Annotated in this window: 27 protein-coding genes; 12 read left to right on the forward strand and 15 right to left on the reverse strand. The window is 68.7% G+C overall.

From position 1 onward, the window contains the following. Positions 1-7 precede the first annotated feature (7 nt). Genes catA through catC form a run of 3 tightly spaced genes read left to right on the forward strand, consistent with a single transcriptional unit; the run spans position 8 to position 2,261 of the window. Complete coding sequence (gene catA, locus EV653_RS19125; protein ID WP_134105106.1) at positions 8-853, forward strand: catechol 1,2-dioxygenase; 846 nt, start codon at positions 8-10, stop codon at positions 851-853. Next, positions 853-1,986, forward strand: coding sequence for a muconate/chloromuconate family cycloisomerase (locus tag EV653_RS19130; RefSeq protein ID WP_202871745.1), 1,134 nt, complete (start codon positions 853-855; stop codon positions 1,984-1,986). Before catA ends, EV653_RS19130 begins: the two co-directional genes overlap by 1 nt. Continuing rightward, complete coding sequence (catC, locus tag EV653_RS19135) at positions 1,986-2,261, forward strand: muconolactone Delta-isomerase (RefSeq protein WP_134105107.1); 276 nt, start codon at positions 1,986-1,988, stop codon at positions 2,259-2,261. Before EV653_RS19130 ends, catC begins: the two co-directional genes overlap by 1 nt. On the opposite strand, the gene EV653_RS19140 is transcribed toward catC, so the two are convergent. The 4 genes from EV653_RS19140 to EV653_RS19155 form a co-directional block, all read right to left on the reverse strand. Further along, on the reverse strand, positions 2,258-3,526 hold the full coding sequence (locus tag EV653_RS19140; RefSeq protein WP_166679491.1) for a sensor histidine kinase: 1,269 nt from the start codon (positions 3,524-3,526) through the stop codon (positions 2,258-2,260). The genes catC and EV653_RS19140 overlap by 4 nt on opposite strands. A 35-nt stretch (positions 3,527-3,561) precedes the next feature. Further along, positions 3,562-4,245, reverse strand: coding sequence for a response regulator transcription factor (locus tag EV653_RS19145; RefSeq protein WP_134105109.1), 684 nt, complete (start codon positions 4,243-4,245; stop codon positions 3,562-3,564). A gap of 77 nt (positions 4,246-4,322) precedes the next feature. Continuing rightward, positions 4,323-4,928: a hypothetical protein gene (locus tag EV653_RS19150; protein ID WP_134105110.1), complete on the reverse strand. Its 606-nt coding sequence runs from the start codon at positions 4,926-4,928 to the stop codon at positions 4,323-4,325. 126 nt (positions 4,929-5,054) lie between these two features. Further along, positions 5,055-5,876 carry a tryptophan 2,3-dioxygenase gene (locus tag EV653_RS19155; RefSeq protein WP_134105111.1) on the reverse strand — a complete coding sequence of 274 codons (822 nt, stop codon included), beginning with the start codon at positions 5,874-5,876 and terminating at the stop codon, positions 5,055-5,057. A gap of 81 nt (positions 5,877-5,957) precedes the next feature. Between EV653_RS19155 and EV653_RS19160 the strand changes: the two genes are divergently transcribed. From EV653_RS19160 to EV653_RS19175, 4 genes are all read left to right on the forward strand, one after another. After that, complete coding sequence (locus tag EV653_RS19160) at positions 5,958-6,455, forward strand: hypothetical protein (protein WP_134105112.1); 498 nt, start codon at positions 5,958-5,960, stop codon at positions 6,453-6,455. 179 nt (positions 6,456-6,634) lie between these two features. Further along, on the forward strand, positions 6,635-8,092 hold the full coding sequence (locus EV653_RS19165; protein WP_134105113.1) for a glycoside hydrolase family 76 protein: 1,458 nt from the start codon (positions 6,635-6,637) through the stop codon (positions 8,090-8,092). Between the two features lie 29 nt (positions 8,093-8,121). Then, positions 8,122-8,613, forward strand: a complete 492-nt coding sequence (locus tag EV653_RS19170) for a DUF2505 domain-containing protein (protein WP_134105114.1) — start codon at positions 8,122-8,124, stop codon at positions 8,611-8,613. A 93-nt stretch (positions 8,614-8,706) separates the two neighbouring features. Next, on the forward strand, positions 8,707-8,904 hold the full coding sequence (locus EV653_RS19175; RefSeq protein WP_134105115.1) for a hypothetical protein: 198 nt from the start codon (positions 8,707-8,709) through the stop codon (positions 8,902-8,904). A gap of 7 nt (positions 8,905-8,911) precedes the next feature. On the opposite strand, the gene EV653_RS19180 is transcribed toward EV653_RS19175, so the two are convergent. Beyond that, positions 8,912-9,787 carry an alpha/beta fold hydrolase gene (locus tag EV653_RS19180; RefSeq protein WP_134105116.1) on the reverse strand — a complete coding sequence of 292 codons (876 nt, stop codon included), beginning with the start codon at positions 9,785-9,787 and terminating at the stop codon, positions 8,912-8,914. Between the two features lie 141 nt (positions 9,788-9,928). Between EV653_RS19180 and EV653_RS19185 the strand changes: the two genes are divergently transcribed. Continuing rightward, on the forward strand, positions 9,929-10,561 hold the full coding sequence (locus tag EV653_RS19185) for a TetR/AcrR family transcriptional regulator (RefSeq protein ID WP_134105117.1): 633 nt from the start codon (positions 9,929-9,931) through the stop codon (positions 10,559-10,561). Here EV653_RS19185 and pruA read toward each other — a convergent pair. From pruA to EV653_RS19210, 5 genes are all read right to left on the reverse strand, one after another. Then, the gene (gene pruA / locus EV653_RS19190) at positions 10,558-12,186 is read right to left on the reverse strand and encodes an L-glutamate gamma-semialdehyde dehydrogenase (protein ID WP_134105118.1); all 1,629 of its coding nucleotides are present in this window, start codon (positions 12,184-12,186) and stop codon (positions 10,558-10,560) included. The genes EV653_RS19185 and pruA overlap by 4 nt on opposite strands. Before the next feature lie 221 nt (positions 12,187-12,407). After that, entirely contained in the window at positions 12,408-12,872 is a 465-nt protein-coding gene (locus tag EV653_RS19195) for a VOC family protein (RefSeq protein ID WP_134105119.1), read from the reverse strand. A 10-nt stretch (positions 12,873-12,882) separates the two neighbouring features. Then, positions 12,883-13,812: a non-homologous end joining protein Ku gene (ku, locus tag EV653_RS19200; protein WP_134105120.1), complete on the reverse strand. Its 930-nt coding sequence runs from the start codon at positions 13,810-13,812 to the stop codon at positions 12,883-12,885. A gap of 15 nt (positions 13,813-13,827) precedes the next feature. Next, a complete protein-coding gene (locus tag EV653_RS19205) occupies positions 13,828-14,364 on the reverse strand; it encodes a DUF6912 family protein (RefSeq protein WP_134105121.1) in 537 nt (178 codons plus the stop codon). Next, on the reverse strand, positions 14,361-15,845 hold the full coding sequence (locus tag EV653_RS19210) for a WS/DGAT/MGAT family O-acyltransferase (protein WP_134105122.1): 1,485 nt from the start codon (positions 15,843-15,845) through the stop codon (positions 14,361-14,363). Before EV653_RS19210 ends, EV653_RS19205 begins: the two co-directional genes overlap by 4 nt. A gap of 167 nt (positions 15,846-16,012) precedes the next feature. On the opposite strand from EV653_RS19210, the gene EV653_RS19215 reads away from it, so the two are divergent. The 3 genes from EV653_RS19215 (at position 16,013) to EV653_RS19225 (ending at position 18,631) form a co-directional block, all read left to right on the forward strand. Further along, complete coding sequence (locus tag EV653_RS19215; protein ID WP_134105123.1) at positions 16,013-16,501, forward strand: cupredoxin domain-containing protein; 489 nt, start codon at positions 16,013-16,015, stop codon at positions 16,499-16,501. Positions 16,502-16,574: 73 nt separating this feature from the next. Further along, complete coding sequence (locus EV653_RS19220; protein WP_134105124.1) at positions 16,575-17,891, forward strand: hypothetical protein; 1,317 nt, start codon at positions 16,575-16,577, stop codon at positions 17,889-17,891. Continuing rightward, on the forward strand, positions 17,891-18,631 hold the full coding sequence (locus EV653_RS19225) for a nucleotidyltransferase domain-containing protein (RefSeq protein ID WP_134106593.1): 741 nt from the start codon (positions 17,891-17,893) through the stop codon (positions 18,629-18,631). The genes EV653_RS19220 and EV653_RS19225 overlap by 1 nt, the downstream gene beginning before the upstream one ends. Here the strand turns inward: EV653_RS19225 and EV653_RS19230 are convergent. The 5 genes from EV653_RS19230 to EV653_RS19250 all read right to left on the reverse strand — a co-directional run bounded on the left by EV653_RS19230 (position 18,594) and on the right by EV653_RS19250 (position 23,400). Then, positions 18,594-19,829 carry a glycosyltransferase 87 family protein gene (locus EV653_RS19230; RefSeq protein WP_238159889.1) on the reverse strand — a complete coding sequence of 412 codons (1,236 nt, stop codon included), beginning with the start codon at positions 19,827-19,829 and terminating at the stop codon, positions 18,594-18,596. The two genes, EV653_RS19225 and EV653_RS19230, sit on opposite strands and share 38 nt — an antisense overlap. Beyond that, positions 19,826-20,497 (reverse strand): HAD family hydrolase, encoded by a 672-nt coding sequence (locus EV653_RS19235; RefSeq protein WP_134105125.1) that lies wholly within the window; start codon positions 20,495-20,497, stop codon positions 19,826-19,828. The genes EV653_RS19230 and EV653_RS19235 overlap by 4 nt, the downstream gene beginning before the upstream one ends. A gap of 65 nt (positions 20,498-20,562) precedes the next feature. Beyond that, entirely contained in the window at positions 20,563-21,357 is a 795-nt protein-coding gene (locus EV653_RS19240; protein WP_134105126.1) for a DUF4097 family beta strand repeat-containing protein, read from the reverse strand. A gap of 112 nt (positions 21,358-21,469) precedes the next feature. Further along, positions 21,470-22,741 carry an AAA family ATPase gene (locus EV653_RS19245; protein WP_134105127.1) on the reverse strand — a complete coding sequence of 424 codons (1,272 nt, stop codon included), beginning with the start codon at positions 22,739-22,741 and terminating at the stop codon, positions 21,470-21,472. Then, positions 22,741-23,400 carry an SAF domain-containing protein gene (locus EV653_RS19250; protein WP_134105128.1) on the reverse strand — a complete coding sequence of 220 codons (660 nt, stop codon included), beginning with the start codon at positions 23,398-23,400 and terminating at the stop codon, positions 22,741-22,743. Before EV653_RS19250 ends, EV653_RS19245 begins: the two co-directional genes overlap by 1 nt. 168 nt (positions 23,401-23,568) lie before the next feature. Here EV653_RS19250 and EV653_RS19255 point away from each other — a divergent pair, with 168 nt between their 5' ends. Beyond that, complete coding sequence (locus EV653_RS19255) at positions 23,569-23,817, forward strand: helix-turn-helix domain-containing protein (protein WP_134105129.1); 249 nt, start codon at positions 23,569-23,571, stop codon at positions 23,815-23,817. Positions 23,818-24,301 lie beyond the last annotated feature (484 nt).

Here is a 24,301-nt window from a genome sequence, read left to right on the forward strand (position 1 = left end):
GCGCATGATGACAACTGTGCAGGACTCTCCCACCGCCGCGGGCTCCGGCGCCAACGCGAGCTCCAGCTTCAAGGCCGCCACGCGATCCGGCGCTGAGGCTTCGCCGGAACGAGTCAGCGCGGTCGTGACGGCTGTGCTCCAAGGCGTGCACGCGGCGATCCGCTCGCATGCCGTCACCTATCCCGAGTTCCAGGCTGCCAAGGCCTGGCTGATGGAGGTAGGCGAGGTCGGCGAGTGGCCGCTGTTCATGGACGTGTTCGTCGAGCACGTCGTCGAGGAGGTCGCGGCCGACCAGCAGCACGGCACGAAGGGCTCGATCCTCGGCCCGTACTACCTGCCGGACCAGGTGCGGTTGCCTTCGTCGTGTGAGTTGCCGCACCGGGCCGACGAGCAGGGCGAGCCGTTGGTGCTGTCGGGGCAGGTGCGGGACGTGGACGGTTCCCCGTTGGCCGGCGCCGAGGTGGACATCTGGCATGCCGATGCCGACGGCTACTACTCGGGGTTCGCGCCGGACATCCCGCTCGGCAATCTGCGCGGCGTGGTGACGACCGATGCCGAGGGCAGGTTCGAGATCCGCACGGTACAGCCCGCGCCGTACCAGATCCCGACCGACGGGCCGACCGGCAAGCTGATCCAAGCGGCCGGGTGGCATCCGTGGCGGCCGGCCCACCTGCACCTGATGGTCCGGGCAGCCGGGCACCGGACGGTGACGACCCAGCTGTACTTCGCCGGCGGCGAGTGGCTCGACTCCGACGTCGCCGAGGCGACGAAGCCCGAGCTGATCCTCGACCCGGTCGACGACGGCAGCGGCGTACGGCGGGTGTCCTACGACTTCGAGCTCGAGCAGGGCTGATGGATCTCACCATCGACCGGCTGGAGACGGTGATCATCGACGTACCCCTCCGGCGGCCGCACCGGTTCGCCCGCGTCGCGATGACCGCCCAGCCGGTCCTGCTGGCCTTCGTCCACACCCGCGACGGTGTCGTGGGTGTGGGCGAGGGCGTGGTCCCGGGCGGCCCGTGGTGGGGCGGCGAGTCGGTCGAGTCGATGAAGGTCACCCTCGACACGTACGTCGCTCCGCTGCTGCCCGGCCGCTCTGTCGCCGACCTCGCGGGACTGTGGTCCGACATCTCGGACCGGGTCGGCGCCAACCTCTACGCGAAGTGCGCAGTCGAGGTGGCGCTGCATGATGCGTGGGCGCGAACCCTCGGCGTACCCGTGCATGTGCTGCTCGGTGGTCTCGCCCGCACCTCGGTTGACGTGACCTGGGCGTTGGGCGCCGAGCCCGAGGAGGTCGTGGTCGAGGAGGCGTTGACGAAACTGCGCGCCGGGCATCGCTCGTTCAAGCTGAAGATGGGCGCATTGCCTCCGGATGAGGACACGCGGCGGGTGTGCGCAATCGCCGAGAAGCTGACCGGCACAGCCGGAGTCCGCGTGGATCTCAACGCCCGCTGGGATTTCCTCACCGCACGGACCTACCTCCCCCGCCTGGCCGCTGCTGGAGTCGAGCTGGTCGAACAGCCGGTGCCGGGCGAACAGGTCGAAGCACTGGCCGAGTTGAACAGCCTGCTTCCCATCCCGGTCATGGCCGACGAGTCGCTGCGAACACCTGTCGACGCGCTCCGCCTGGTCTCGCTCCGAGCCGCTGACATCTGGTCGATCAAAACCACGAAGCTGGGTGGCCTCCGCCGGTCCCGCGACATCGTCGGAATCGCTGCCGCAGCCGGCATCCCCTGTCACGGCGGCACCTCGATCGAAACCGGCATCGGCACCGCGGCTTCTCTTCAGCTCGCCTGCGCGGCGCCCGGCGTGACCTGGGGCAGTGAGCTCTTCGGCCCGCTGCTGTTCACCGAGGAGATCCTGCGTACGCCGCTTTCGTACTTCGACGGCGCCCTGCAACTCCCCGACGGACCCGGTCTCGGCGTAGAACTGAACCCTGAGGCAGTAACCGCCCTCCGCCGGCCCCACCTGACCAAGGAGACCTGATGTTCTTCCACGTCCGCATGGACGTCCAGCTCCCACCCGACCTGGATCCGGCCGAACGCGCCGAGCTGCTCGGACGGGAACGAGACCGCGCGATCGAACTGCAGAAGGCAGGCGCCTGGCCCGGGCTGTGGCGGATCGTCGGCGAGTACGCCAACATCAGCATCTTCGACGTCCCCTCGAACGACGAACTCCACGACATCCTGTCGAGCCTGCCGCTGTTCCCCTACATGAAGCTCCAGGTAACCCCGCTGGCCACCCACCCCTCGAAGATCTAGCCGGCCGCGAGGGTCAGTTCTACCTGGTTGCGGCGGATGGTGAGGTGGCCGCCGGTTGCTTCGGCGTAGCGGCGGGCTATGTCCAGTCCCAGGCCGGTGGAGCCTCGGTCGGAGCGGCCGCGTTCGCCTGCGCCCAAGGGGATTCCGGGGCCTTCGTCGGCGACAGTGATGTGGATGTGGGAGGCGTCGCGGGTCAGCGTGATGTGCGCCGGAGTGCCGTCGGGCGTGTGCGCGACGACGTTCTCCACCAGTGCGTCTAGAGCCGCGGCCAGGTCCTCGGACGACGAGCGGACCATGGCAGCATTCGTTGGCAGGTCCAACGTCAACTCACGGCCCTGGTCCTCGAAGAGCGGCTCCCAGAAAGCGGCTCGGGCGCGGGTCACCTCGACAGCGTCGCAGTGCGGGACGCGGCCTTCACGTTGCGGCCGTCGCGCGGCGCTGATGACAGCGGTCAACGTGCGCTCCAAATTCGTGACCTGCGTGTTCAGTTCCTCAGCGCTCTCACGATCGCCAAGCGCCTCCACCTGCAGCCGCAGCGCGGTCAGCGGCGTACGCAACCGATGCGAGAGATCCGCCACGGCCTCGCGTTCGACGGCGATCACTTCGTCGATGCGGTCCGCGAGTCCGTTCAGCGCGGCCCCGACCTTCGCCACTTCCGCCGGGCCGGTCGTCGGAGCGCGCGCTTCGATGTCGCCGGCAGCCAGGCGTTCCGCCGTACTCGCCGTCTCCTCCAGCGGCCGCGCCAGCCGCCGCGACACCAACTCCGCGCCGACGATGCTGAGCAGCAACACCAGCAGGCTCGCACCGATGAGGACCAGCAGCCGTGGCACCAAACCCTCGTACAGCTCGTCAGCGGTCAGATAGAGACAAACCGAAGCGGGCCCGGCATGCCTGTCGACGGCGACATCGACAGCCATCCCGCCGTTCAGATCGCGATAGTCCGCGTCGCCGAGCTTCGGCGGTCCCTTGCCCTCGCCGTCGTCGTCGTTGTAGTCGTCCGGTAGCGACTTCGGCGTCGGCACTCCGCCCGGCGGCGGGTCGCCCAGCGTCGTACCGTCCGGCATCCGCACCGAGATACTGCCCGGTCCGTCCCGCAAGCCGTCGATGTACGCCGTGATGTCGTCGGCCGTGTGATTCCTGTCCCCGACGTAGTACGCGACGGTCTCGGCCCGGTACAGCGCCTTGTCCTTCGCCTCACCGGCCGTCGTCGTACGAAGCAGAATCACCAGCGGTACGGCGAACGCGAGCACGACCAACGTGGTCATACCCACGGAGAGCAGGAGGATGCGGCGCCGCATGCTCACCCGTCCGCCGCGAGCTTGATCCCGACCCCGCGAACGCTGTGCAGGAACCGCGGCGCGGCCGCCGTCTCGCCGAGCTTCCGCCGCAACCACGACAGGTGTACGTCGACGGTCCGGTCACCACCGCCCCAGGGCAACCCCCAGACCTCCGCGAGCAGCTCCCGCTTCGTCACCACGGCACCCGGCCGCCGCGACAACGCCAGTAGCAGATCGAACTCCTTGCGCGTGAGCTCCACCGCCGCCCCGTCCACGGTCACCTCCCGGCTCCGCGGATCGATCCGCAACCCGCCGACCTCGACGGTCGACTCGCCTTGCTGGTCCTGCCCGAGCCGTCGCAGTACGGCGCGAATCCGCGCGTCCATCTGCGCCGCGCTGAACGGCTTGATCACGTAGTCGTCCGCGCCCGCATCGAGCAGCCGCACCACGCTGGCGTCGTCGTCCCGGGCGGTCGCCACAATCACCGGTACGTCGCTGACCGACCGCACCATCGCGAGCACGTCCCGTCCGTCCAGATCCGGCAGGCCGAGGTCGAGCAACAGCACTTCGGGCTTGTCGCGGGCCACGGCCGCCACCCCGTCGGCGCCTGCCGCGACTGCGGAGACGACATGTCCGGCCGCCGTCAGGGCCTTGCCCAGCGACGTCCGAATCGCATCATCGTCCTCGACCAGCAGCACCCGCGCCATGCCACTGAGCGTAGCTTCAGGCCCGTCAAGAGATCGTCAAGCGGCAGTTAAAGCATGGCTGGATCACCAGACATGCCTTATGTGGGTGGTTTGATGCCGTTGGAGCGGAGTTCGAGGGTGGCGAGCTGGGCGATGACGGTCTGGTCGCGGTCCCGCCAGGCGGTGACAGGGTCGTCGGAGATCTTCGCGAGTTTGTGCATCGGCTGGTTGGCCATGGCGCGCAGCGCGAACAGATCCAGGTCGGCCGCACTGTCGATGAACCGCTGCGCCGCCGTCGCCCGCCGCGAGAACCGGATCCGCCGCGGAAGCCAGATGAGTACTGCGAACAGCACGGGCAATGCGATCGTCACACCGGCCAGCACGTAGGCCAACTGCTCCACCGCATGCGCCATGTCCCGGCCCGCCTGCGCCATCTGCCCCGCGGCACCGGCAGCCCCGTCGATCGGCGATCGCAGCTGATCCCCGACCGCCGGCACCTTGCCGATCGGCTCCGACAACCGCCGCAACTGCCCCGCCAAACCGTCCCCGGCCGAGGCCGCCTTCCGTCCTGGCAACCCCAACGCGTTGGTGATCTTGAAGACGATCAGCCCCAGCTCCACACACACCAGGACCCAGGCGACGAACACCAGGTCCCCCACGAGCTGCCCGACCCGCTGCACCCCGACATCCGAGTAGAGCTTCACGCCCCAAACCCCTCCTCCACGCCGACCCACACACCCGTGCGACGCGACCCTAGCGGTGGAGGTGACTGTCCACGAGGTTTCCGGACACTTTTCGTCACCAGGCGCCGAATTGTTTCCGGAAAGAGCTCAGAGAGTGGTGCGCAGGTTCCAGAGGAGCGGGTAGTAGCGGAGGTCCAGGCGGCTTCTCAGGTAGTTGGCGCCGGAGGAGCCGCCGGTGCCTGGTTTGGTGCCGATCATGCGTTCGACCATGACGACATGGCGGGCTCGCCAGGCGGCGGCCAGTTCGTCGTGCTGGAGGAGAGCTTCGGCCAGTTCCCAGATGGCGGCGTACTGCGAGCGGTCGCCGGCAACCTGCCGGAGAGCCTGGCGGACGGCGTCCTCGGTCTCGGTGTCGAAACCGGCCTTCCGGAGTACTTCGAGGAACGCGTCCCACAGCGTGGGCTCGTCCAGCCGGCGGCGCAGGCGCTCTTGTTCCGCCTCGGTCAACCCGCGGAAGCGACGTACGAAGGAGGGGTCCTTCGCCCCGGACAGGAACTCGATCTCGCGGAACTGCACCGACTGGAACCCGGACGCGGGCGACAACCGGTGGCGGAACTCGCCGAAGTCCTGCGGCGTCATCGTCTCCAGGATGTCGACCTGCTGGGTCTGCACCCGTTCGATCGTGTGCACCCGCCGCAGCAGGTGCTCGGCCAGCCACAGCTCCCCGGCAAGCATCGCGTCACGCGAGGCGGTCAGCTCGTGCAGGACCTGCTTGAACCACAGCTCGTACACCTGGTGGATCGTGATGAACAGCAGCTCGTCGTGCGCCGGCGGATCGGACTCGAGGCGCTGCTGGTCCAGGAGTTGCGGCAGACGCAGATAGCTGCCGTACGTCAGCCGCCCGCCGTCCTCACCGAAATGTACGTCGGTCCCGCCCCACTGCCCCGCAACCCCGTCACCAGTGCTCATGACACGGAGGTTAGCTGACCAGTTCGTGACTGGTCAGTGATTCGTTCGTTGGACCTGGAGTACGCCGAGTTGAGGAGTTGCATGTCCGCCACGATCGAGACCCCGATCGTTCCGGGTCCGATTCAGGGCCCGACCAGGGAAGAGCCGTTGGTCGAGGCGCTGCTGCTCGACGATTACCGGTCGCTGGTCCACCTCGCCTATCTGATCCTCCCGCCTGCGATCAGCCGGGCGAGGCGGGTGGCGGCGGCGCACGCGGTCGTCCAGCGCGCGCTCCCGCCTGGCCTGGAGCTCCCGTACAGCCTGACTTCCCAGCCCGAGGTCTCCGTTCCCGCCACCCGCCACCGCGAGTTCCTGCGGCACCGCGTCGTACAGGAAGCGACCCGGCAGGCTGCCGGGCGCTCGCTGCTCGCGCGGCTCGGCAGTGTGATCGCACCGGCCGACGGCCTCGAGTTCGACCCGTGCTCGGTCCGCCCCGACCGCACCGCGATCCACCGCCGCTGCGCCCGCGGCCGCCGCATCACGATCGCCGCCACGCTCGTCCTCACCGCCGGCATCCTGGTCGCACTCCTCGCGTCCTGAGTGGGCCCGGATCTCCAGGCCATCACAATCGTCGGTCGCCGGCATCTCTCAGCGCACAGCGCCCCGCGGTCGGACGATTGAGATGGGCTGGAGATCCGAACCCACGCCTTGACCTGCTGTCGCGCCCCACCTACCGTCGGTGACACCGCTCTCTTCCTACCGCCCCAGGGAGAATTGTGATGTCTGTTGGAATCGTTTCCAGCCTTGCCCTGCTCATCGCACCCCTCGGCGCGCCCCCACCGGCGCCAGCTACGCCGGAGGTGAATATGTCCGTCCAGGCAACGATCTGCAACAAGTACTGCGATGCCCGCGATCCCGCCCTCGCACCCAAAGATCGCACCCCGGTCTCCGCCACCCTCTTCGGCCGCACGATCACCCTGCACCTCGACGATGACGACGCGATGGGCTGGGCCTCGATCGACAACGGCAACCCCGGTGACGAGGTCTGGCTGGACCGCTCGATGGACGGCGGCCGCACCTGGTCCGCCGGCAGCCGCCTCGGCAACACCGCGATTCCCGCCGGAGAACGCGGCTGGCGCACGCAGATGTACAACGTCGACGACTGGAACAACCTCGGCGTCGGCGCCCTCCGCGCCTGCGGCAAGGCGGGTGACCGCGCCGATATCGCCTGTACGCCGTGGGCGCGGGTGACGTGGAACGCATGGGACCGTCGTACGGCGGCCGCGACCGCGCTCATGCAGGACTACAACTTGGCGACCGGCCTGTTCGACACGACCGGCTGGTGGAACTCGGCCAACGCGCTCAATGCGCTGATCGACAACATCCGGGTCAGCGGCGTGCACAGTTACGAGTACGCGATCGCCCGCACGTACGACCTGAACCTCGACGCTGCCGAAGGCCAGTTCCGCAACGACTACATCGACGACACCGGCTGGTGGGGTCTCGCCTGGGTCGCGGCGTACGACCTGACCGGCGATGCCCGCTACCTCCAGACCGCACGCGCCGACGCCGACCACATGGCGGCGTACTGGGACAACACCTGCGGCGGCGGGGTCTGGTGGAGTGAGGCGAAGACGTACAAGAACGCGATCTCGAACTCGCTGTACATCCAGCTCAACGCGCAACTCCACACCCGCGTCGCGGGTGACTCGACGTACCTGCAACGCGCGCAGGCCGGCTGGACCTGGTTCCAGCAGACCGGGATGATCAACGGCTCGAACCTCGTCAACGACGGCATCGACCTGTCCACGTGCAAGAACAACGGCGGCACCGCGTGGACGTACAACCAGGGCGTGCTGATCGGCGCGCTCACGGAGTTGTCGAAGGCAACGAACAACTCGGCGTACCTGACCTCCGCACGCCAACTCGCCGACGCGTCGACAACCGCCGCCTCGCTCCACACCGCCGACGGCATCCTCCGCGAGCCCTGTGAGAACGGCGACTGCGGTGGCGACGGTCCGTCCTTCAAGGGCGCACACGTCCGCGGCCTCGGCAAGCTGAACGCGGCCCTCCCGGACCACCCGTACACGTCCTACCTGCAACGCCAGGCCGACCGCGCCTTCACAGCCGACCGGACGCCGATGGACCAGTACGGCCTGCGCTGGTACGGCCCCGTCGACAAGCTCGACGCGGCCCGCCAGCAATCCGCCCTCGACCTCCTCAACGCCGCGCCCTGATGACCGATGAGTGATGCCATGATGAGGGCATGGAGCTGAAGCTGTCGGCGTCGTACGACGCCACCCCCGAGGAAGTGTTCGCAATCGTCACGGACACCACCTTCCGCGAGCAGGCCTGCGAGAAGACCAAGGCACTGTCGTACGACGTCCAGGTGAGCACGTCCGGCGCCGACACGATCGTCCGGGTCAGCCGCAAGATGCCGGCCGTCGACATCCCCGACATGGCGAAGAAGTTCGTCGGCGACACGCTGACCGTCGTACAGACCGAGACCTGGCACGCGCCCGCGGCCGACGGCTCGCGGAAGGCGGACGTGTCGGGTGAGATCGCCAACACGCCGGTCACGCTGAAAGGGACCGCGAGCATCGCGCCGAACGGGTCGCAGACCGTCCAGGCGATCGACCTGGACGTGAAGGTCGCCGTACCGCTGATCGGGAAGAAGCTCGAGCCGACCGTCGTCGACGCGATCCGGGCCGGCCTGGTCAAGGAGCACGACCTCGGCCGCGAGTGGGCTGCGAAGTAGGCCGGGAGACACGCCCGAACCGTGTCGCTGCAGTGAGCGGGTCACCTCCGGTGGCAACCTGAGATGAAGGCTGCACCGGAGGTGACTCGTTTCATGCGAAGTTCCAAGCCGAAGACCCCGCCTGCCAACGAGGTCGAGCAGTTCTGCGTGTTCTGCGCGACCACGATGCCATTCGAGTGCATCGAAGCGGCGGATCATCTGGTCGACGAGCCCGACGAGTGGATCTGCGTGAAGTGCGGATCCGCCCTCCTGGTCGACCCACCACTGCAGCAGGCCGGCCGCATCGCCTGAGCTACGTCTACAGCGGGGGACCGAACGCGCAGACCACCCGGCTCGCGTGGGCCGGGTCGAGCGCGTTGGCGACCAGCTGAGCGACCGTCGGATCAAAGGCCAGGCCGACATGCCCGACCGGATCCAGCGGACAGCTGTCCTGCACGTACTCGTTGGTCACGCCGGGCTCGCGGATGAACGACGTCTCGTGCGGAGTCACGAGCGCGTCGAAGCGCGAAGCAATCACCGTGTACTTCGTCCCGGGCTGAGCGATCGGACCGGTGGTCAGCGTCTTCACGGCCGACCCGCCGACGATGAGCTCGTCGCAGGCCGCGCACCCGAACCGCTGCAGCACCTGGTCGACGAGCGGCCCGAGCCCGAGGTAATCCCCCACGCTCACGAGCCCGGCGAACGTCGTACCGTGCGTCGGCGGCGCCAGCGCGACCACCTTGCCGACCTGACCGGCGTACCCGCGGACCTTGGGACCGTAGATGCTCTGGAACCCGCCCTCGGAATGACCGACGATGTCGACCTTCGCGGCGCCGGTCGCGGTGCGGACCCGCTGCACGAAGGAGGCGATCTCGACGGACGACTGTGCGATCGAGACCGTGCCGCCGACCGGGATGTTCGGGTCGGCCTGGCCGTACGTGAGCGTGAACGCGCAGTACCCCTTCGCGGCCAGGAACGGACCGAGGTACGAGTAGTTGCCGGGACCGTTGCCGCCGAGTCCGTGGAGCAGGACGAGCGGGTCGGGGTGGGCGGCCGACGGCTTGCAGGACCAGTCGTCGAAGCCGGACGACGGTGCCGTACTTGCCGCACTTGCTGTGGTCGCGGAGGTGACCGAGGCGGCCAGCAGGACGGCGGCGAACAGGCCGGCGGCCGTCCGCCGGAAGCGATTGCGCATGACAAGCTCCCCGTGATGGTTTCAGTCGGTGACCAGTGAACCACGGTTAGTTGAGCACGTACGCCGGTTACAAACAAGATCCCGGGTTCGAAATAAGTTCTCTTCGGTTACGACTCGCGTACCCGGGGTAGTGTCCAGCGCATGAGCAGGACCATACGGGGACTCGACGCCGAGCAACGCCGGGCCGAACGACGCGAGCAACTGCTGGACGCAGCGCTCAAACTGTTCGCCGCCGAGGGCTATCTCGGTACGTCGATCGAGCAGATCTGCAGTACCGCGTTCATCGGGACGAAGAGCTTCTACGAGCTCTTCGCCAGCCGGGAGGAGTGCTATCTCGCGCTCCTCCAGCGGACGTCCGAGCGGCTGGAGGAGCGGATGGCCGGCGCCGCCGCGCAGGCCACCGGCAACGAGCGGCAGGAAGCGCCGCGGCTGCTGGCGACGTTCGTGCATGCGCTGGTCGACGACCCGCGGATCACCAAGGTCACCTTCGGAATGGCGTCGGGCATCTCGGCGGCGGTCGAGCGCCAGCGGCGTACCAACCGCCGCTGGGCCGCCGGATTCCTGGTGCAGCTCTGGGACCGGTACGACGGGCCGCAGCCGGAGGAGCAGCGGGCCGTCCGGCACAGTGTCGCGATCGGGCTGGTCGGCGGCATGTTCGACCTGATCTCGGACTGGCTGCTGGAGGCGAACCTGTCCGACCAGGGCCAGATCGAGGCCCTGGTCGACGACCTGACGACCTTCTACATCACCGTCCGCCGAGGCCTACTCCGCTAGCCCTGGTGGGGGTACCGGTAGTCGGTCGGCGGGACGAAGGTCTCCTTCATCGAGCGCGGGGACGCCCAGCGGATCAGGTTCCACATCGAGCCGGCCTTGTCGTTCGTCCCGGACGCACGCGCCCCGCCGAACGGCTGCTGACCGACGACGGCGCCGGTCGGCTTGTCGTTGACGTAGAAGTTGCCGGCCGCGAACCGCAGGTACTCCGAGGCCTCCGCGATCGCGTGCCGGTCCTGGGCGATGACCGCACCGGTCAGCCCGTACGGCGCGGAGTGCTCCATGCCGCGCATCACGGCGTCGTAGTCCGCGTCGTCGTACACGTGGACGCCGAGGATCGGGCCGAAGTACTCCGTCGTGAAGATCTCGTCGGTCGGATCGTCGGAAACGAGCAGCGTCGGGCGGACGAAGTACCCCTCGCTGTCGTCATAGGTGCCACCGGCAACGACCTGGATCGAGTCGGTCGCGTTCGCCCGGTCGATGGCGGCCTTGTGCTTGGCGAACGCGCGGTCGTCGATCACCGCGCCGATGAAGTTCGACAGGTCGCTGACGTCGCCCATGGTCAGCGAGTCGGTCTCCGCCACGATGTCGTCCTTGATCAGGTTCCACACCGAGCGCGGGACGTAGGAGCGCGACGCCGCCGAGCACTTCTGGCCCTGGTACTCGAACGCGCCGCGGACCATGGCGGTCTTCAGCACCGCCGGGTCCGCCGACGGGTGCGCCAGGATGAAGTCCTTGCCGCCGGTCTCGCCGACCAGCCGCGGATAGGTCTTGTACGCCGAGATGTTCGTGCCGACCGTGCCCCACAGGGACTGGAAGGTCTTCGTCGAGCCGGTGAAGTGGATGCCGGCCAGATCCGGGTGGGTGAGCGCGGCCTTGCTGACCTCGATGCCGTCGCCGGTGACGAGGTTGATCACGCCGGCCGGCAGACCGGCGGCCTCGAGCAGCCGCATCGTCCAGTGCGCCGCGAACTGCTGCGTCGGCGACGGCTTCCAGACCACGGTGTTGCCCATCAGCGCCGGCGCGGTCGGCAGGTTGCCGGCGATCGCGGTGAAGTTGAACGGAGTGATCGCGTAGACGAAGCCCTCGAGCGGCCGGTAGTCGACCCGGTTCCACACGCCCGGGGACGAGATCGGCTGGTCGCTGACGATCTGCCGCGCGAACGCCACGTTGAACCGGAGGAAGTCGATCAGCTCACACGCGGCGTCGATCTCGGCCTGCTGGATCGTCTTCGACTGGCCGAGCATGGTGGCCGCGTTCAGGGTGTCGCGCCACGGGCCGGCCAGCAGGTCGGCGGCCTTCAGGAAGATCGCAGCGCGGTCGTCGAACGCGAGCGAACGCCAGGACGGGGCCGCGGCGAGCGCCGCGACGACCGCCGCACGGCCGTCCGCCTCGGTCGCGTTGCCGAGCGTGCCGAGCACGTGCGCGTGCTTGTGCGGTTGCACCACGTTGATCGGCGCGCCGCCGCCGAGCTTCTGCTCGCCGCCGATCGTGCAGGTCAGGTCGATCGCGCCCGCCGCGTTGAACTCCTTGAGCTTCGCCTCAACGCTCGCGCGCTCGGCCGAGCCGGGCGCGTACCCCTTGACCGGCTCGTTGGCGGGCGTCGGGACCGCGGTGACAGCATCCATTCTGCGAAGCTCCTCTGCTGGCTGGGGGCCGGTGTAGGTGGGCGGCCTGCCCATCGGTGACACAAGCATGGTGCCATGACTCACCACCGGAAACGAACCTGACCACAAACCTGACCACCGGACCGAGTGGTCCACTCAGGAAGCACCCACTCCGTGCCACACCATCTGTAGCATACGTTTCACCCAGCTGGGCTCGTTCCCCGCTGTCGGCGGGTGGGGGGTCAGCGCCGCCAGGGCATGTGTTGGAGGGCCCAGGTGTTGCCGTCCGGGTCCTCGAACCAGGCGTAGAACACCCCACCCAGATCCTCGGTCTCGCTGACCTCGACGCCCCGGCTGATGAGCTCAGCGCGGGACGCCTCGATGTCCTTCACCACGAGGTGCAGGCCGCGCAGGGTGCCGGCCGGCATGTCGAGCTGCGGCAGCCCGGTGACGAGCGTGATCGAGCAGAACGAGCCGGGCGGCGTCAGCTGGACGATGCGTACGCCGTCGGCCGGCGACACGTCAACATCGACGTGGAAGCCGGCCTGCTCGGAGTAGAACCGCTTCGCCCTGTCGACGTCCGTCACCGGGACCGGCACGAGCTCCAGCAGGTACGCACCCGGCTTGACCTCCGCCGCGGTCGGGTCGTCGGGGATCTCGGACGCGTCCGCGGGGATCTCGGTCGTCGTCGGTGGCAGGTCGCTCATCCGAGCCTCCTCATGCCGACTTCTTCGTGGCCTTCTTGGCCGTCTTCTTGGCCGGAGCCTTCTTGGCCGCTGCTGCCTTCTTGGCCGGAGCCTTCTTGGCGGCGGCCTTCTTCGCCGGTGCCTTCTTGGCCGGCTCGGACCCGCCGGCGCCACCGCCCGCACGCCGGGCCTTGGCCGCCTCGACAGACGCACGCAACGCAGCCACCAGGTCGACAACCTCGGCGCCCTCGGTCTCTTCGTCCTCGGACTCCGGCAGCGGCACGCCTTCGGCCTTCGCCTGGACGACCTTCTCCAGCGCCTCGCGGTAGTCGTCGTGGTACTGCTCCGGGTCGAACTCACCCCGCAGCGTGTCGATGTACGACGACGCCATCGCCTTCTCCTGCGTCCGGATCTCGACGTCCTCGGGCGGCGCCGCGAACGACTTGTCGCGGATCTCGTCCGGCCACAGCATCACCTGCAGCACGAGTACGTCGTCGACGGTCCGCAGCAGCCCGAGGCTCTCCCGCGACCGCAGCGCGACCTTGACCAGCGCGTACAGCTCGGAGCCTTCGAGCGCGTCGCGGAGCAACACGTACGGCTTGGCGCCCGGGCCGCCGTCAGCGGCGAGGTAGTACGACTTGCCCAGGTAGAGCGGGTCGACCTGGTCCGCGGGGACGAACTCGAGGACGTCGATGACCTTCTTGCTGGACAGCGGCAGGTCGGCGAAGTCGTCGGAGTCGAGCACGATCATCCGGCCGTCGGGCATCTCGTAGCCCTTGCCGATATCGGAGTACGGCACCTCTTCGCCGTCGATCGAGCAGACCCGCTTGTACTTGATCCGCCCCCCGTCGGCGACATGCACCTGGCGGAACGAGATGTCCTTCTCCTCGGTCGCGGAGAACACCTTGATCGGGATCGTCACCATCCCGAACGAGATGGCCCCCTTCCAGATCGCCTGCATCGCCATCAGCTCCCGTCAGCTCGATCCGTTCGACCCGTTCCGGCCCCGCGGCCCCTCCGCCGCGAGCAGGTCGGGAATCTCTTGCGTCGCGTACCACAGCAGGTCTTCACCCTCGCACGAATCGAGGGCGAACACTGCGTCGTCGTCACCGTTCTGTGCGGCCTCCCAGAGGTCGGCCGCCTTCCCGACCACCGGGATCGCGTCGGTCCCATCCATGTGGACGGCAGCGACCGCACGCCACGGAACGACCACATGCAGCTCCAGCCGGGCGTCACCCAGCTCCACTGATCCGTCCGCCGGCGGCACGGCACTCACCTCGGCCGCGATCACCACTCGTCTCCGCGAGATCCCTGGATCCGCGGCAAGCAGCCCCACCGAGGCGCGCGCCGCCTGCGCCATCGCGGCGTACTCCAGCTCCTCGTCGTCGCCCTCGGCGTACCACTCGCGCAAGGCCGGCGTCACGGCGTACGCCGTCAGCGGGGCCGGCCCGAGCTCCCCCGCGTTGCAGGCCACGCTCAGCAACCGGAGCGTGGATGGGATGTAGACCCTCATGAACCCGCCTTCTTGGGCTGTGCGTTTTTCGGGGTTTGGCCGCGGGGTTTCTTCCGTCCCCGGGAGGCCCGGTTCCGGCTGCCCTTCGTGGTGTCCAGCAGTTCGTCGAGCGCGTCGGTCACACATTGGGCGAAAACAGCGAGGTCCGGCATCGCGGTGCGGTCCGCATTCAGACCGTAATACACCTTCCCGTCGTACGACGTGACGCCGACGGACAGCCCCTGCCCCGGCATCAACGGGACGACCGGGTACGACGCGAGCATCGGCGCACCCTGCGCGTACAGCGGGAACTGCGGACCGGGGACGTTGGTGATCACGACGTCGTCGATCGGGCGGACTGTGGTGGTCGCGACCCGGGCGGCGAGGGCGTGCAGCGTGGTCGGGGCGAACCCGGCGATGCCGACCAGCGAGCGGGCGCTGACGGCACGACCGGTGTCCTTGTGCACCTTGGTCTGGTACGAGATCTGGTGCAGCCGCATGACCGGGGAGTTCTCGCCGACCGGCAGGTTCACGGTCGAGGCGATCACGCGGGAGCCGAGCGAGGTCGGCTCCTCGTCCTCATCGTCGCGGATGCTGACCGGGATCACCGCCCGCACACTCCGGGTCGGGCCGACGCCCTCACCGCGGGTCATCATCCAGGCCCGGAACGCACCGGCGACCACGGCGAGGATCACGTCGTTGACCGTGCCGCCGTGCGCGGCGCGGACGGTCCGGTAGTCCTCCAGGTCGGTCTGCACTGTGGTGAACCGGCGCTGGCCGGACGTCTTCACGTGCAGTGAGCTCTCCTGCGCATGCCGCTGCGCGGCCAGCGAGCCGACCACGTCACCGAGCACCTCGCGAACCGAGGTGGAACCGGTCAGACTGGCCATCTCGGCGCGGGCAAGCTCCAGGACCGCGGTCGGATGCTTGGTCGCATCGAAGAACACCCCGGCGAGCAGCTGAAGTGCGGACGGCGGGTGCGCCGGCTGCCAGGTGTCGGTCGGCGTCTCACGCGGGTGGGCGGTCGAGTCCAGGACGACCTGGCCGATGTCGACCGTGCTGTTGCCGTCGACAAGCGCCTGGTGGGACTTCGCGATGATCGCGAACCGGTCGCCTTGGAGGCCCTCGACCAGATACATCTCCCACAGCGGGCGGGCGCGGTCGAGCCGGCGGGACATGATCCGGGCGACCAGCTCGAGCAGCTGCGCGTGGGTGCCGGGCCGGGGCAGGGCGGAGCGCCGTACGTGGAAGGTGATGTCGAACTCTTCGTCGTCCACCCAGACCGGTCCCGCGAATCGGCCGGGCACCTGCTGCACTCGCTGCCGGTACCGCGGCACGAACGCGATCCGGTCCCGGATCAGCGCGACCAGGCTCTCGTAGTCGAACCCCTCGTCGCCGTGCACCGGCGGCTCGAAGATGTCGACCGTCCCGACGTGCATCGGAGTGGCCGGTGACTCTGCTTTCAGGAAGGTGAGATCCAGCGACGTCAGCCGGTCAGGCATCCGGTTCACCTTCCTCTCTCTACGGGTTGCTTCACCCTAGCGGCCGCTACCGACAGTGGGCTGCGACACTGGCCGTACGGGAACACTGCGGTATCTGTGTTCGTCAGGCAAGAGGGTGTGTTCCGCACCCTGAGAAGTTCACCACCCCTCGAAAGGCTCCTGGACCGATGCGTTCGACGCTCACTCGCGGTGCCGCCACCGCTCTCCTGCCCACCCTCGGCATGCTCGTCCTGGCCGGCTGTGGTGGAGGCGACTCCGGCAGCAGCGCGAGCACCCCGTCACCGAGCGCCCCGGCCAGTACGCCGACGTCGACCCTGCCGACGACCTCCGCGACCCCGGGCAGCCCGAACACCAGCTCCCCGTCGAACACCGCGGACCCGTCCGGCGAGCAGGCCGACGTGACCATCGACGTCACCGTTGCCAACGGCAAGGTCAACCCGAGCGGCGCGACGATCAAGGTGAAGGCCGGCCAGACCGTGCTGGTCAAGGTGATCAGCGACGCCGACGACGAGCTGCACATCCACGGCTACGACAAGGAGCTCGAGCTGAGCCCGGGCAAGCCCGCCTCGGTCAAGTTCACCGCGAACATGAAGGGCACCTTCGAGGTCGAGACCCACAAGAGCGGCAAGCTGGTCGCCAAACTCGTCGTCTCGTGAGCGAGCGTAGCGAGCTCACCATCGAGCACAGCATGAGAGCATCATGCGCGCCCGGAGCGAAGCGAGGACGCGCATGATTCCGCTTCACGGGATCGGGGGGCGGCAGGATCTGCCGGTTCCGTTCGGGTTGGCGGTGGGTGGCGCCGCGGTCGCGGTGACGCTCTCGTTCGTCGTCCTCGGGCTGGCGTGGCGGAGTCCGAAGTACCGCGGCAATGCCTCCGGGAAGCCGTTGCCTGCCGCAATCACCAGGACGGTGGACGCGGGCTGGTTCCGCTGGATCGTCCGCGTGGTCGGGCTGGCGATCTTCCTGTACGCGATGGTGTCGCTGATGTTCGGCGTGGACCGGCTGACGAACCCGATCTTCGGCTTCATCTACATCCTGGTCTGGGTCGGGCTGGTACCGATCTCGATCGTGTTCGGCCCGGTCTGGCGGACGCTGAACCCGCTGCGCACGCTCCACCTCCTCCTCTCGAAGGCCCTTCGCCAGCCGCCGTCGAAAGGCCTGCTCGAGCTCCCAGCGTGGGTAGGTCTGTGGCCGGCCGCGCTCGGCATCTTCGCGTTCACCTGGCTCGAGCTGGTTGCACCGGACCGCGCGACGATCCCGGTGCTGCAGGCCTGGATCGCGCTGTACGTCGTGATCACGATGTTCGGGGCGATCCTGTTCGGCGACCGCTGGTTCGCGCAGGGCGACCCGTTCGAGGTCTACGCCACGCTGATGTCGCGGTTGTCCCCGTGGGGTCGTCGCACCGACGGCGCTCTCGTCGTACGGCGTCCGCTCGAGAACCTCGACGGGCTGAAACCGCAACCGGGCCTCGTCGGCATGGTCGCAGCCCTGCTCGGCTCCACGGCGTACGACGGATTCTCGAACTCGTCGACCTGGATCGGCTGGGCGCAGAACCAGGACATCTCGATGACGTGGCTCGGGACAGCCGCGCTGACCGTCTTCATCCTGTTCGTCCTCGGCACCTACTCCGGCGCCACTGTCCTCGCCGGCCGGTTGTCCGACAGTTCGCGGACGTCGCTTCCCGGCCTGTTCGCGCACTCCCTCATACCGATCGCCTTCGGGTACGTCGTCGCGCACTACCTGACGCTGTTCATCCTGGAAGGCCAACGGACGCTGATCTACCTCAGCGACCCGCTCAGCAACGGCGCGAACATCTTCGGGACCGGCCTCCTTGCCGTGAACACCGGCATCACCAACCACAGCACGGCGATCGCGGTCACCCAGGTCCTCGCGGTGGTCTGCGGCCACTTGCTCGGCGTCGTCTCGGCCCACGACCGCGCGGTCGCGCTGTTCCCGCGCGCCAAGGCGCTAGCCGGCCAGATCCCGCTGCTCGTTGTCATGGTCGGCTACACCTGCGGCGGCCTGCTCCTACTGTTCTCTTCGTGATGTACACGCCCGCCGACCGCTCGGCCCTGCGCGACGCACTGGTCGCGCGGGCCCGAGCGGATGCGCGGATCACTGGCGCCGCGCTGACCGGATCCGCCGCAGTCGGAGCGGAGGACGAGTGGTCGGACATCGATCTGTCCTTCGGCCTCGCAGCCGACGCGGACCAGTCCGACACTGTCGCTGACTGGACCTCGACGATGTACGCCGAGCACGGCGCCATCCACCACACGGATGTGTGGTCAGGCCGAACGATCTACCGAGTCTTCCTGCTCGACTCCACGCTCCAGGTCGACATCGCCTTCGCCCCGAGCGGAGCATTCGGGGCTCTGGGGCCGACCTTCCACCTGCTGTTCGGTGAGGCCGTCGAGCAGCCCGCCGGCAGTTCGCCGAAGCCGGTCGACCTGATCGGTATGGGCTGGCTGTACGCATTGCATGCGCGCTCGAGCATCGCCCGCGGCAAGGCGTGGCAGGCGGAGTACATGATCAGCGGAGTACGGGATCACGTGCTGATGCTGATGTGCCTGCGCCACGGCGTACCGCACTCCCAGGGTCGCGGTCTGCATTTGTTGCCTGCGGCCACCACTTCGGCGGTCGAGCCGACGCTGGTGCGATCGCTCGACACGGCCGAGTTGCAGCGAGCCTTCCGCGCGAGCGTCGACGTACTGCTGGCCGAGATAGCCGAGGTCGACCCCGAGCTGGCGGTCAGGCTGACTCGGACGTTGCGGGAGCTGACGGCTTAGGCAGGCTGCGGCTGGTGACGGCGAGCAGGATGAACGCGATCATCCCGACAATCAGGTGCGAGTTGCCCGGGATCGACTGCCAGAAGGTCCAGCTGAGCTCGCGGTCGTCGCGGTACGGGACCCACCAGATCGAGCGCAGTACGAACAGGCCGTAGAACAGGACGCCCGTGACCACGGCCGGGTTCAGGCCCCAGACGCGGTTGACGCCGCGGATCAGGCTGACGCCGAGCGGGATGATCCAGACCCAGTGGTGGCTCCACGAGATCGGCGACGCGTACAGGACCGCCAACGCCATCACCGAGATCGCGGTGACGCGCTCGTCGGCCAGCCAGTAGCGCCGGGCCAGCCACAGCACGAGCAGCCCGAAGACGACCGAGATCACGAACCACGTCGGCTGCACCCAGCCCGCGTCGTTGCCGATCCGGTGCAGGAAGCCGTTGAACGACTGGTTGCCCGTGTACGCGATCCCGCCGACGCGGTTCGCGTCCAGGATCACGTCGGTCCAGTATCGCCACGACTGGTGCGGCACGATCGCGAACCCGATCGCCATCGTCGCCAGCAGGCCCAGTACGGCGTTGCGCAGCGCCCGCCACTGCTTCGTCACGATCAGCAGCGCGAGGAACGGCAGCGGGGTCAGCTTGACGCCGATCGTCACTCCGAGCCAGAAACCCCGCAGCCGCGCGTTGTTCGGCCGGACCAGATCCAGCAAGATCATTGCGGTGAGCAACAGGTTGATCTGGCCGAACTGGATCGTCTGCCAGACCGGCTCGAGCAGCAGCGACAGCGCGGTCAGCGCAATCAGCACCGCCGTCCGCTTCCGCTGGGTGAAGAACGACCAGAACGTCTTGGTCAGGCTGGCTCGCCACAGCGCGGTGATGCAGAGCACCGAGATCGTGGTCCACGCCACCAGCGCGACACCCCACGGTACGGCGGCCAGCGGGACCATCGCGATCGCGGCGAACGGCGGGTACGTGAACGGGAGGTTCGAGCCGCCTGGCAGTTTCGCGTCGTACAGCGAGTCGCCGTGCAGGAGGACCGAACCGCCCATCCGGTACACACGCAGGTCGATCATGCCGCCGTACAGGTGCGCGATCCAGGCGCCGACGGCGACCAACGCGGCGCAGGCGAGAACGCCGATGACGATACTGCGGCGGCCGGCGGGACGAGTCGGGGAGGAGGGAGGGGTGGTCACGGTCACGTCAGGTCGGCTCCGAACAGGGTTTCCAGCGCTCGCCGGGTCTCGTCGTACTCGGTGTGAAGAATCGCGGTCATGCCGACCGCGCGGGCGCCGTCGACGTTCAGTTGCAGGTCGTCGATGAAGACGCACTCCGCCGGCTCCAGGTTCAGCCGGCGGGCGGCGAGCAGGAAGATCTCCGGCTCGGGCTTGCGCAGCCCGACCTCACCGGAGATGACGATGTCGTCGAACATCCCGTCCCAGGTGTCGCGGGGATAGGTATTGCCCCACGAGTTCGACAGCAGGGCGGTCTTGATCCCGCGCTCGTGGGCGCGGCGGACCAGCCCGGACATCGCGGGCTGGTGCTCGAAATGCGCGAACATCCGCTCGATCAGGCCCTCGGCCGGCACCGGCGTACCGTCGCGGCGGACGAGCATCGAGGCCAGCTTCCGCTCGAAATCGGGGACGGCGATCTGGCCGCGCTCGAGCGCGTGCACCGGGTTGAGCTCCGCCTCCGCGGCGGCGTCCTCGGGCGACCGGGCCGGCAGCCATTTCAGCACTGCTTCGAGGTAGGAGTCGAAGTCGAAATCGTCCACCTCGGCCCAGCGCCGCAGTGCCGCTTCCAGCCCGGAGGTGAGTACGCCGCCCCAGTCCACCAACAGACCACGCGGCACCACCTGGACCTCAACCATGCCCGCAAGCCTACTCAGGCGGGGGCTGTCATCACGCTTCCGGCCCCGGCCCTCACTCCCCGTGGTCAGTGGTTGTACTCGATGGTGACGTCGCCGGAGGAGGTCTTCGCCTGGATGGTCCGGGTGGCGTTCGGGTCGATCTTCACGTTGGCCGATTCGTCGCCGGAAGAGGTCTTCGTGTCGACCTTGTACGCCTCGTCGCCGGACGGGATCCGGATCGACACGTCACCCGAGCTCGACTTCGCCTCGACCGACTGCGGAGCGACGGAGAAGTCCAGCGAGGCGCTGCCGGAGCTGCTGTGCGTTGTCACGGACGTCGCGGTCAGTCCGTCCGCCTCGACATCTCCCGAGCTCGACTCGAGCTGCAACGGTCCCCCGACGTCGTGCACGTCGATGTCGCCGGAACTGGTCTTCACCTCGGCGCCGCCGGAGAATCCGGTGACCGTCACGTTCCCGCTGCTGCTCTCGACGGTGAGCTTCAGATCCCGCGGGACTGTGAGCACGTAGCTGGTCTTGCAGCCGAACGACAGGAACCCGCAGCCGCCGCTGTTCAGCTCGAGCTTTCCCTCGTCCGCGTGATACTTCTCCTTCGGGTCCGAGCCGAACACGTTCCGCTCGAACTGCCGATCGATCTTCACCTCGGTCCCGTCGCCGGGCCGTACTTCGACCTCTGCCGCGCCGCCCTTGACCAGCAGCGAGTCGCCCTGCACCGGGTAGCTCTCCTGGCTGGACTTGGTGCCCTCGGTCAGCCCGGTGAGCGCCCAGTACGCGCCACCGAGGATGAGGGCGACCGAGATTGCAATCCCGTAGCGACGGTTCGTGCTCATCGAGCTCGGCGGCCGGCCCTGGACATCGGACATGACTCTCCCTGCGGGTCGAAGTACTGCCAACCCTGGCACATCGTCGGCGGGCTGTCGGCGGGGTTATCCCCTGGTTCCCCACCGATCCGACCCTGACTTCCGGGGCACCGGCTCAGGCCGGCACGAGGTGCTTGACGACGGTGGCCGCCAGTTGCTGGAACGCCTTGCGGAGCTTGCTCGACTTGGCCGCTTCCGCGAGGCTGCGGCCGTGGGACATGGCGGTGTCGACGGCGTTCAAGTCGTACGGCAGGAGGGCGGCCGGCTCGATGCCGGCGTACTGACCGAGGGCCTCGGCGGCGGCGGCTCCGGGTGCTCCGCCGAGCGCGCCGGAGCGGAGCCGGTTCACCACGACGCGGACGTTCGTCGACGGTACGACGGTGCGCACCTCGTGGACCGCCCGGATCAACCGCGTCAGCCCGACCGGATCCGCCGTACCGACGATCATCACCTCGTCGGCCTGCTCCAGCGTCGCGACCGTCGCGCCGTTGCGCCGCGGGGCCAGCGAATCGAACGAGATCTCCTCATCAGTCTCGATGCAGAACCCGACGTCGACCACCGTGACCGGCGCGAGCTCCCGCGCCGTCGACCAGATCGCCTCGATCGCTGCCGGTCGCAGCTCCGTCCACCGGTCGGCCCGGCTGAGCCCGGTCAGCACCAGCAGGTGCGGCGCGACCTGTCGCGCGTACCTCGCGAGCGTGATCATGTCTAGCGAACCATTCGACGCCGAGCGCGCCGCGGCGGCCAGCCCGGAGGTCTCGTCGAGCATCCCTAGCATCTGCGCGACGGTCCCGCCGTACACATCGGCGTCGGCGAGCAGCGTGGGCACGCCCTTCACGGCCAGCTCGGACGCGAGGTTGACCGCGACCGTCGTCCGGCCCGGCGCGCCGGTCGGGCCCCAGACGGCGATCATCCGGCCGGCGCCCTGGGAGTACGGCGGTGGGTCGTAGTTGACGGCACTCTCCGGGGTGAGCGGCACGAATCCGCCGGAGAAGTGCGCGGTCGAGATCTCCGGGCCGGACTCGACGGCCTCGGTCACCGCACGGCCGAGGTCGGTCGGACTGACGTCGGCGGGGAGGATCCGCTCGATGCCCATCCGGCTGAGCCTGTCCTCCGGGCCGAAGGGCGCACCGGTCTCCGTCGGGTCGACCAGTGCGAGCACGGCGATTCCGCGCGCGTGCAGTGCGGCGACGGCGTCGGAGGACAGCCGGGCTAGGGCGTCAGCCAGCAGCACGGCACGGGCCTGACCGCTCGCGGCGGCAGCCATCACGTCGGCGATGTCGACACAGCGCCGTACGACCTTGATCCCTGGTGCGCGCTCGGTCCGCTGGACGACATCGGCCTCCCAGGGCGCGCCGGTGACGGCGAGTAGGACCGGGATCGACATCAGCCGGCCTTCCGGACCAGGGTGGGCTCACCGGCGCCGAGTGCGGTCAGCGCGGCCGGGATGCGGGGCAGGTCGGCCGCGGTCAGCCCGATCAACACCTGGCGTCTGGCTGTGCTGCCCGCGACGCCCTTGACCGAGTCGATCTGCAGCACGCGGACACTGCTCCACAACGGTCTCGCGGGCTGGCCCTCCTCCTTCGGCACCACCCAGACGTCGACGATGTCGCCGACCGCGGTGTCGGACGGGAGACGGCCGGTCGCGACGGACAGCGGGAGCTCGGTGCGGTCCTGGTCGGACTTGGCGACGGCCGCGTCCTTCGGCAGGAACTCGCCCTGGTCGATCGCCCGGCCGACGACCAGGCCCTTCACGTCGGCGTCGGCGGCGAGATAACGCTCGGAGTCGTTGGTGCTGGTGAAGCGGACCCGGACCGCGGTCAGGTCGTCGTCGGTCAGCGGGACGCCGACCTTGAGGTCGTGTTTGGCGGCCCAGATCGTCGTGGTGTCGTCGGCCGACGACAGCAGCTTCGCGCCGGCCAGCGCGGTGACGGCGACGAGCAGCACGCCGAGGACGAGCCGACCGTCCTTCCACCGGGCCTTGCGGTTGCGCTGGGCCGGGGCGGACGGCGCCCCGAATCCACTTCGCACGGCTGTCTCGACCACGTCGTCTCCCCAGTCAATCGATCGTTCTCGGGCGACATTCTGCCTGGTTCGCGATCGCGGCGTGAACGGTCATCCACAGGCAGTCACAGGCTGGGGACAAACCCGCTCATCCATCCGCCAACCGTGGCAAACTGAAACAACCAGCCACTATGTGAAGGAGTCCGACGGATGCCGGGTCCCCGCTTCCTCCAGCTCGCCGACGTCGCCGAGGTGCTCAACATCTCCGCCAACCAGGTCTACGCGCTGGTCCGCCGCGGCGACATCCCCGCAGTCAAGATCGGCGGTCGAGGCCAGTGGCGGGTCGAGTCGACCGAGCTCGAGAAGTACATAGAACGCCTCTACACCGAAACCAAAGACTTCATCGAAGCCCACCCCTTCGGCGAAGAAGCCGAAACCCCAGAGGACGCCCAGCTGTAGCCGGCCCGATCGCACCAGCGGGCTGGCGCTGGTGCGTGCCCAGACAGGCTGGAGCTGGTACGCGCCTAGGCGAGCTGGCGCAGGTGCCTGCCTGGGCGGGCTGGCGCAGGTACGCGCCCGGGCCGGCTGGCGCAGGTACGCGCCCAGGCGGACTGGCGCAGGTCCGCGCCCAGGCGGACTGGCGCAGGTCCGCGCCCAGGCGGACTGGCGCAGGTACGTGCCCAGGCCGGCTGGCGCCGGTACGCGCCCAGGCGGATTGGCGCAGGTGCGTGCCTGGGCGGGCTGGCGCCGGTAGGTGCCCAGGCCGGCTGAAGGAGGTGCGCGCCTAGGCGGGCTGGCGCAGGTGCGTGCCTTGGGGGGCTGGCACACGACGTGGGGGCTGGAGACAGGCAATAACCTGTGTCGGCCCACGAGTTCCTGTTTCAGCCCACGAGTTCCTGTGTCAGGCCTCGGCTGTCAGGGGCGGAGCTGTCAGCGACGGCGG

The sequence above is a fragment of the Kribbella pratensis genome (genome assembly GCF_004365355.1).
In the GTDB taxonomy this organism is placed as follows: Bacteria; Actinomycetota; Actinomycetes; order Propionibacteriales; family Kribbellaceae; genus Kribbella.

Coding starts and splice junctions, on each gene's coding strand:
- catA (WP_134105106.1), top strand. CDS start 8: ATGACAACTGTGCAGGACTCTCCCACCGCCGCGGGCTCCGGCGCCAAC.
- ku (WP_134105120.1), bottom strand. CDS start 13,812: ATGCAGGCGATCTGGAAGGGGGCCATCTCGTTCGGGATGGTGACGATC.
- EV653_RS19195 (WP_134105119.1), bottom strand. CDS start 12,872: ATGAGCGACCTGCCACCGACGACGACCGAGATCCCCGCGGACGCGTCC.
- EV653_RS19145 (WP_134105109.1), bottom strand. CDS start 4,245: ATGGCGCGGGTGCTGCTGGTCGAGGACGATGATGCGATTCGGACGTCG.
- EV653_RS19210 (WP_134105122.1), bottom strand. CDS start 15,845: ATGCCTGACCGGCTGACGTCGCTGGATCTCACCTTCCTGAAAGCAGAG.
- EV653_RS19170 (WP_134105114.1), top strand. CDS start 8,122: ATGGAGCTGAAGCTGTCGGCGTCGTACGACGCCACCCCCGAGGAAGTG.
- EV653_RS19245 (WP_134105127.1), bottom strand. CDS start 22,741: ATGTCGATCCCGGTCCTACTCGCCGTCACCGGCGCGCCCTGGGAGGCC.
- EV653_RS19240 (WP_134105126.1), bottom strand. CDS start 21,357: ATGTCCGATGTCCAGGGCCGGCCGCCGAGCTCGATGAGCACGAACCGT.
- EV653_RS19160 (WP_134105112.1), top strand. CDS start 5,958: ATGTCCGCCACGATCGAGACCCCGATCGTTCCGGGTCCGATTCAGGGC.
- EV653_RS19185 (WP_134105117.1), top strand. CDS start 9,929: ATGAGCAGGACCATACGGGGACTCGACGCCGAGCAACGCCGGGCCGAA.
- EV653_RS19165 (WP_134105113.1), top strand. CDS start 6,635: ATGTCTGTTGGAATCGTTTCCAGCCTTGCCCTGCTCATCGCACCCCTC.
- EV653_RS19255 (WP_134105129.1), top strand. CDS start 23,569: ATGCCGGGTCCCCGCTTCCTCCAGCTCGCCGACGTCGCCGAGGTGCTC.
- catC (WP_134105107.1), top strand. CDS start 1,986: ATGTTCTTCCACGTCCGCATGGACGTCCAGCTCCCACCCGACCTGGAT.
- EV653_RS19235 (WP_134105125.1), bottom strand. CDS start 20,497: ATGGTTGAGGTCCAGGTGGTGCCGCGTGGTCTGTTGGTGGACTGGGGC.
- EV653_RS19220 (WP_134105124.1), top strand. CDS start 16,575: ATGATTCCGCTTCACGGGATCGGGGGGCGGCAGGATCTGCCGGTTCCG.
- pruA (WP_134105118.1), bottom strand. CDS start 12,186: ATGGATGCTGTCACCGCGGTCCCGACGCCCGCCAACGAGCCGGTCAAG.
- EV653_RS19225 (WP_134106593.1), top strand. CDS start 17,891: ATGTACACGCCCGCCGACCGCTCGGCCCTGCGCGACGCACTGGTCGCG.
- EV653_RS19205 (WP_134105121.1), bottom strand. CDS start 14,364: ATGAGGGTCTACATCCCATCCACGCTCCGGTTGCTGAGCGTGGCCTGC.
- EV653_RS19175 (WP_134105115.1), top strand. CDS start 8,707: ATGCGAAGTTCCAAGCCGAAGACCCCGCCTGCCAACGAGGTCGAGCAG.
- EV653_RS19180 (WP_134105116.1), bottom strand. CDS start 9,787: ATGCGCAATCGCTTCCGGCGGACGGCCGCCGGCCTGTTCGCCGCCGTC.
- EV653_RS19155 (WP_134105111.1), bottom strand. CDS start 5,876: ATGAGCACTGGTGACGGGGTTGCGGGGCAGTGGGGCGGGACCGACGTA.
- EV653_RS19130 (WP_202871745.1), top strand. CDS start 853: ATGGATCTCACCATCGACCGGCTGGAGACGGTGATCATCGACGTACCC.
- EV653_RS19215 (WP_134105123.1), top strand. CDS start 16,013: ATGCGTTCGACGCTCACTCGCGGTGCCGCCACCGCTCTCCTGCCCACC.
- EV653_RS19140 (WP_166679491.1), bottom strand. CDS start 3,526: ATGACCACGTTGGTCGTGCTCGCGTTCGCCGTACCGCTGGTGATTCTG.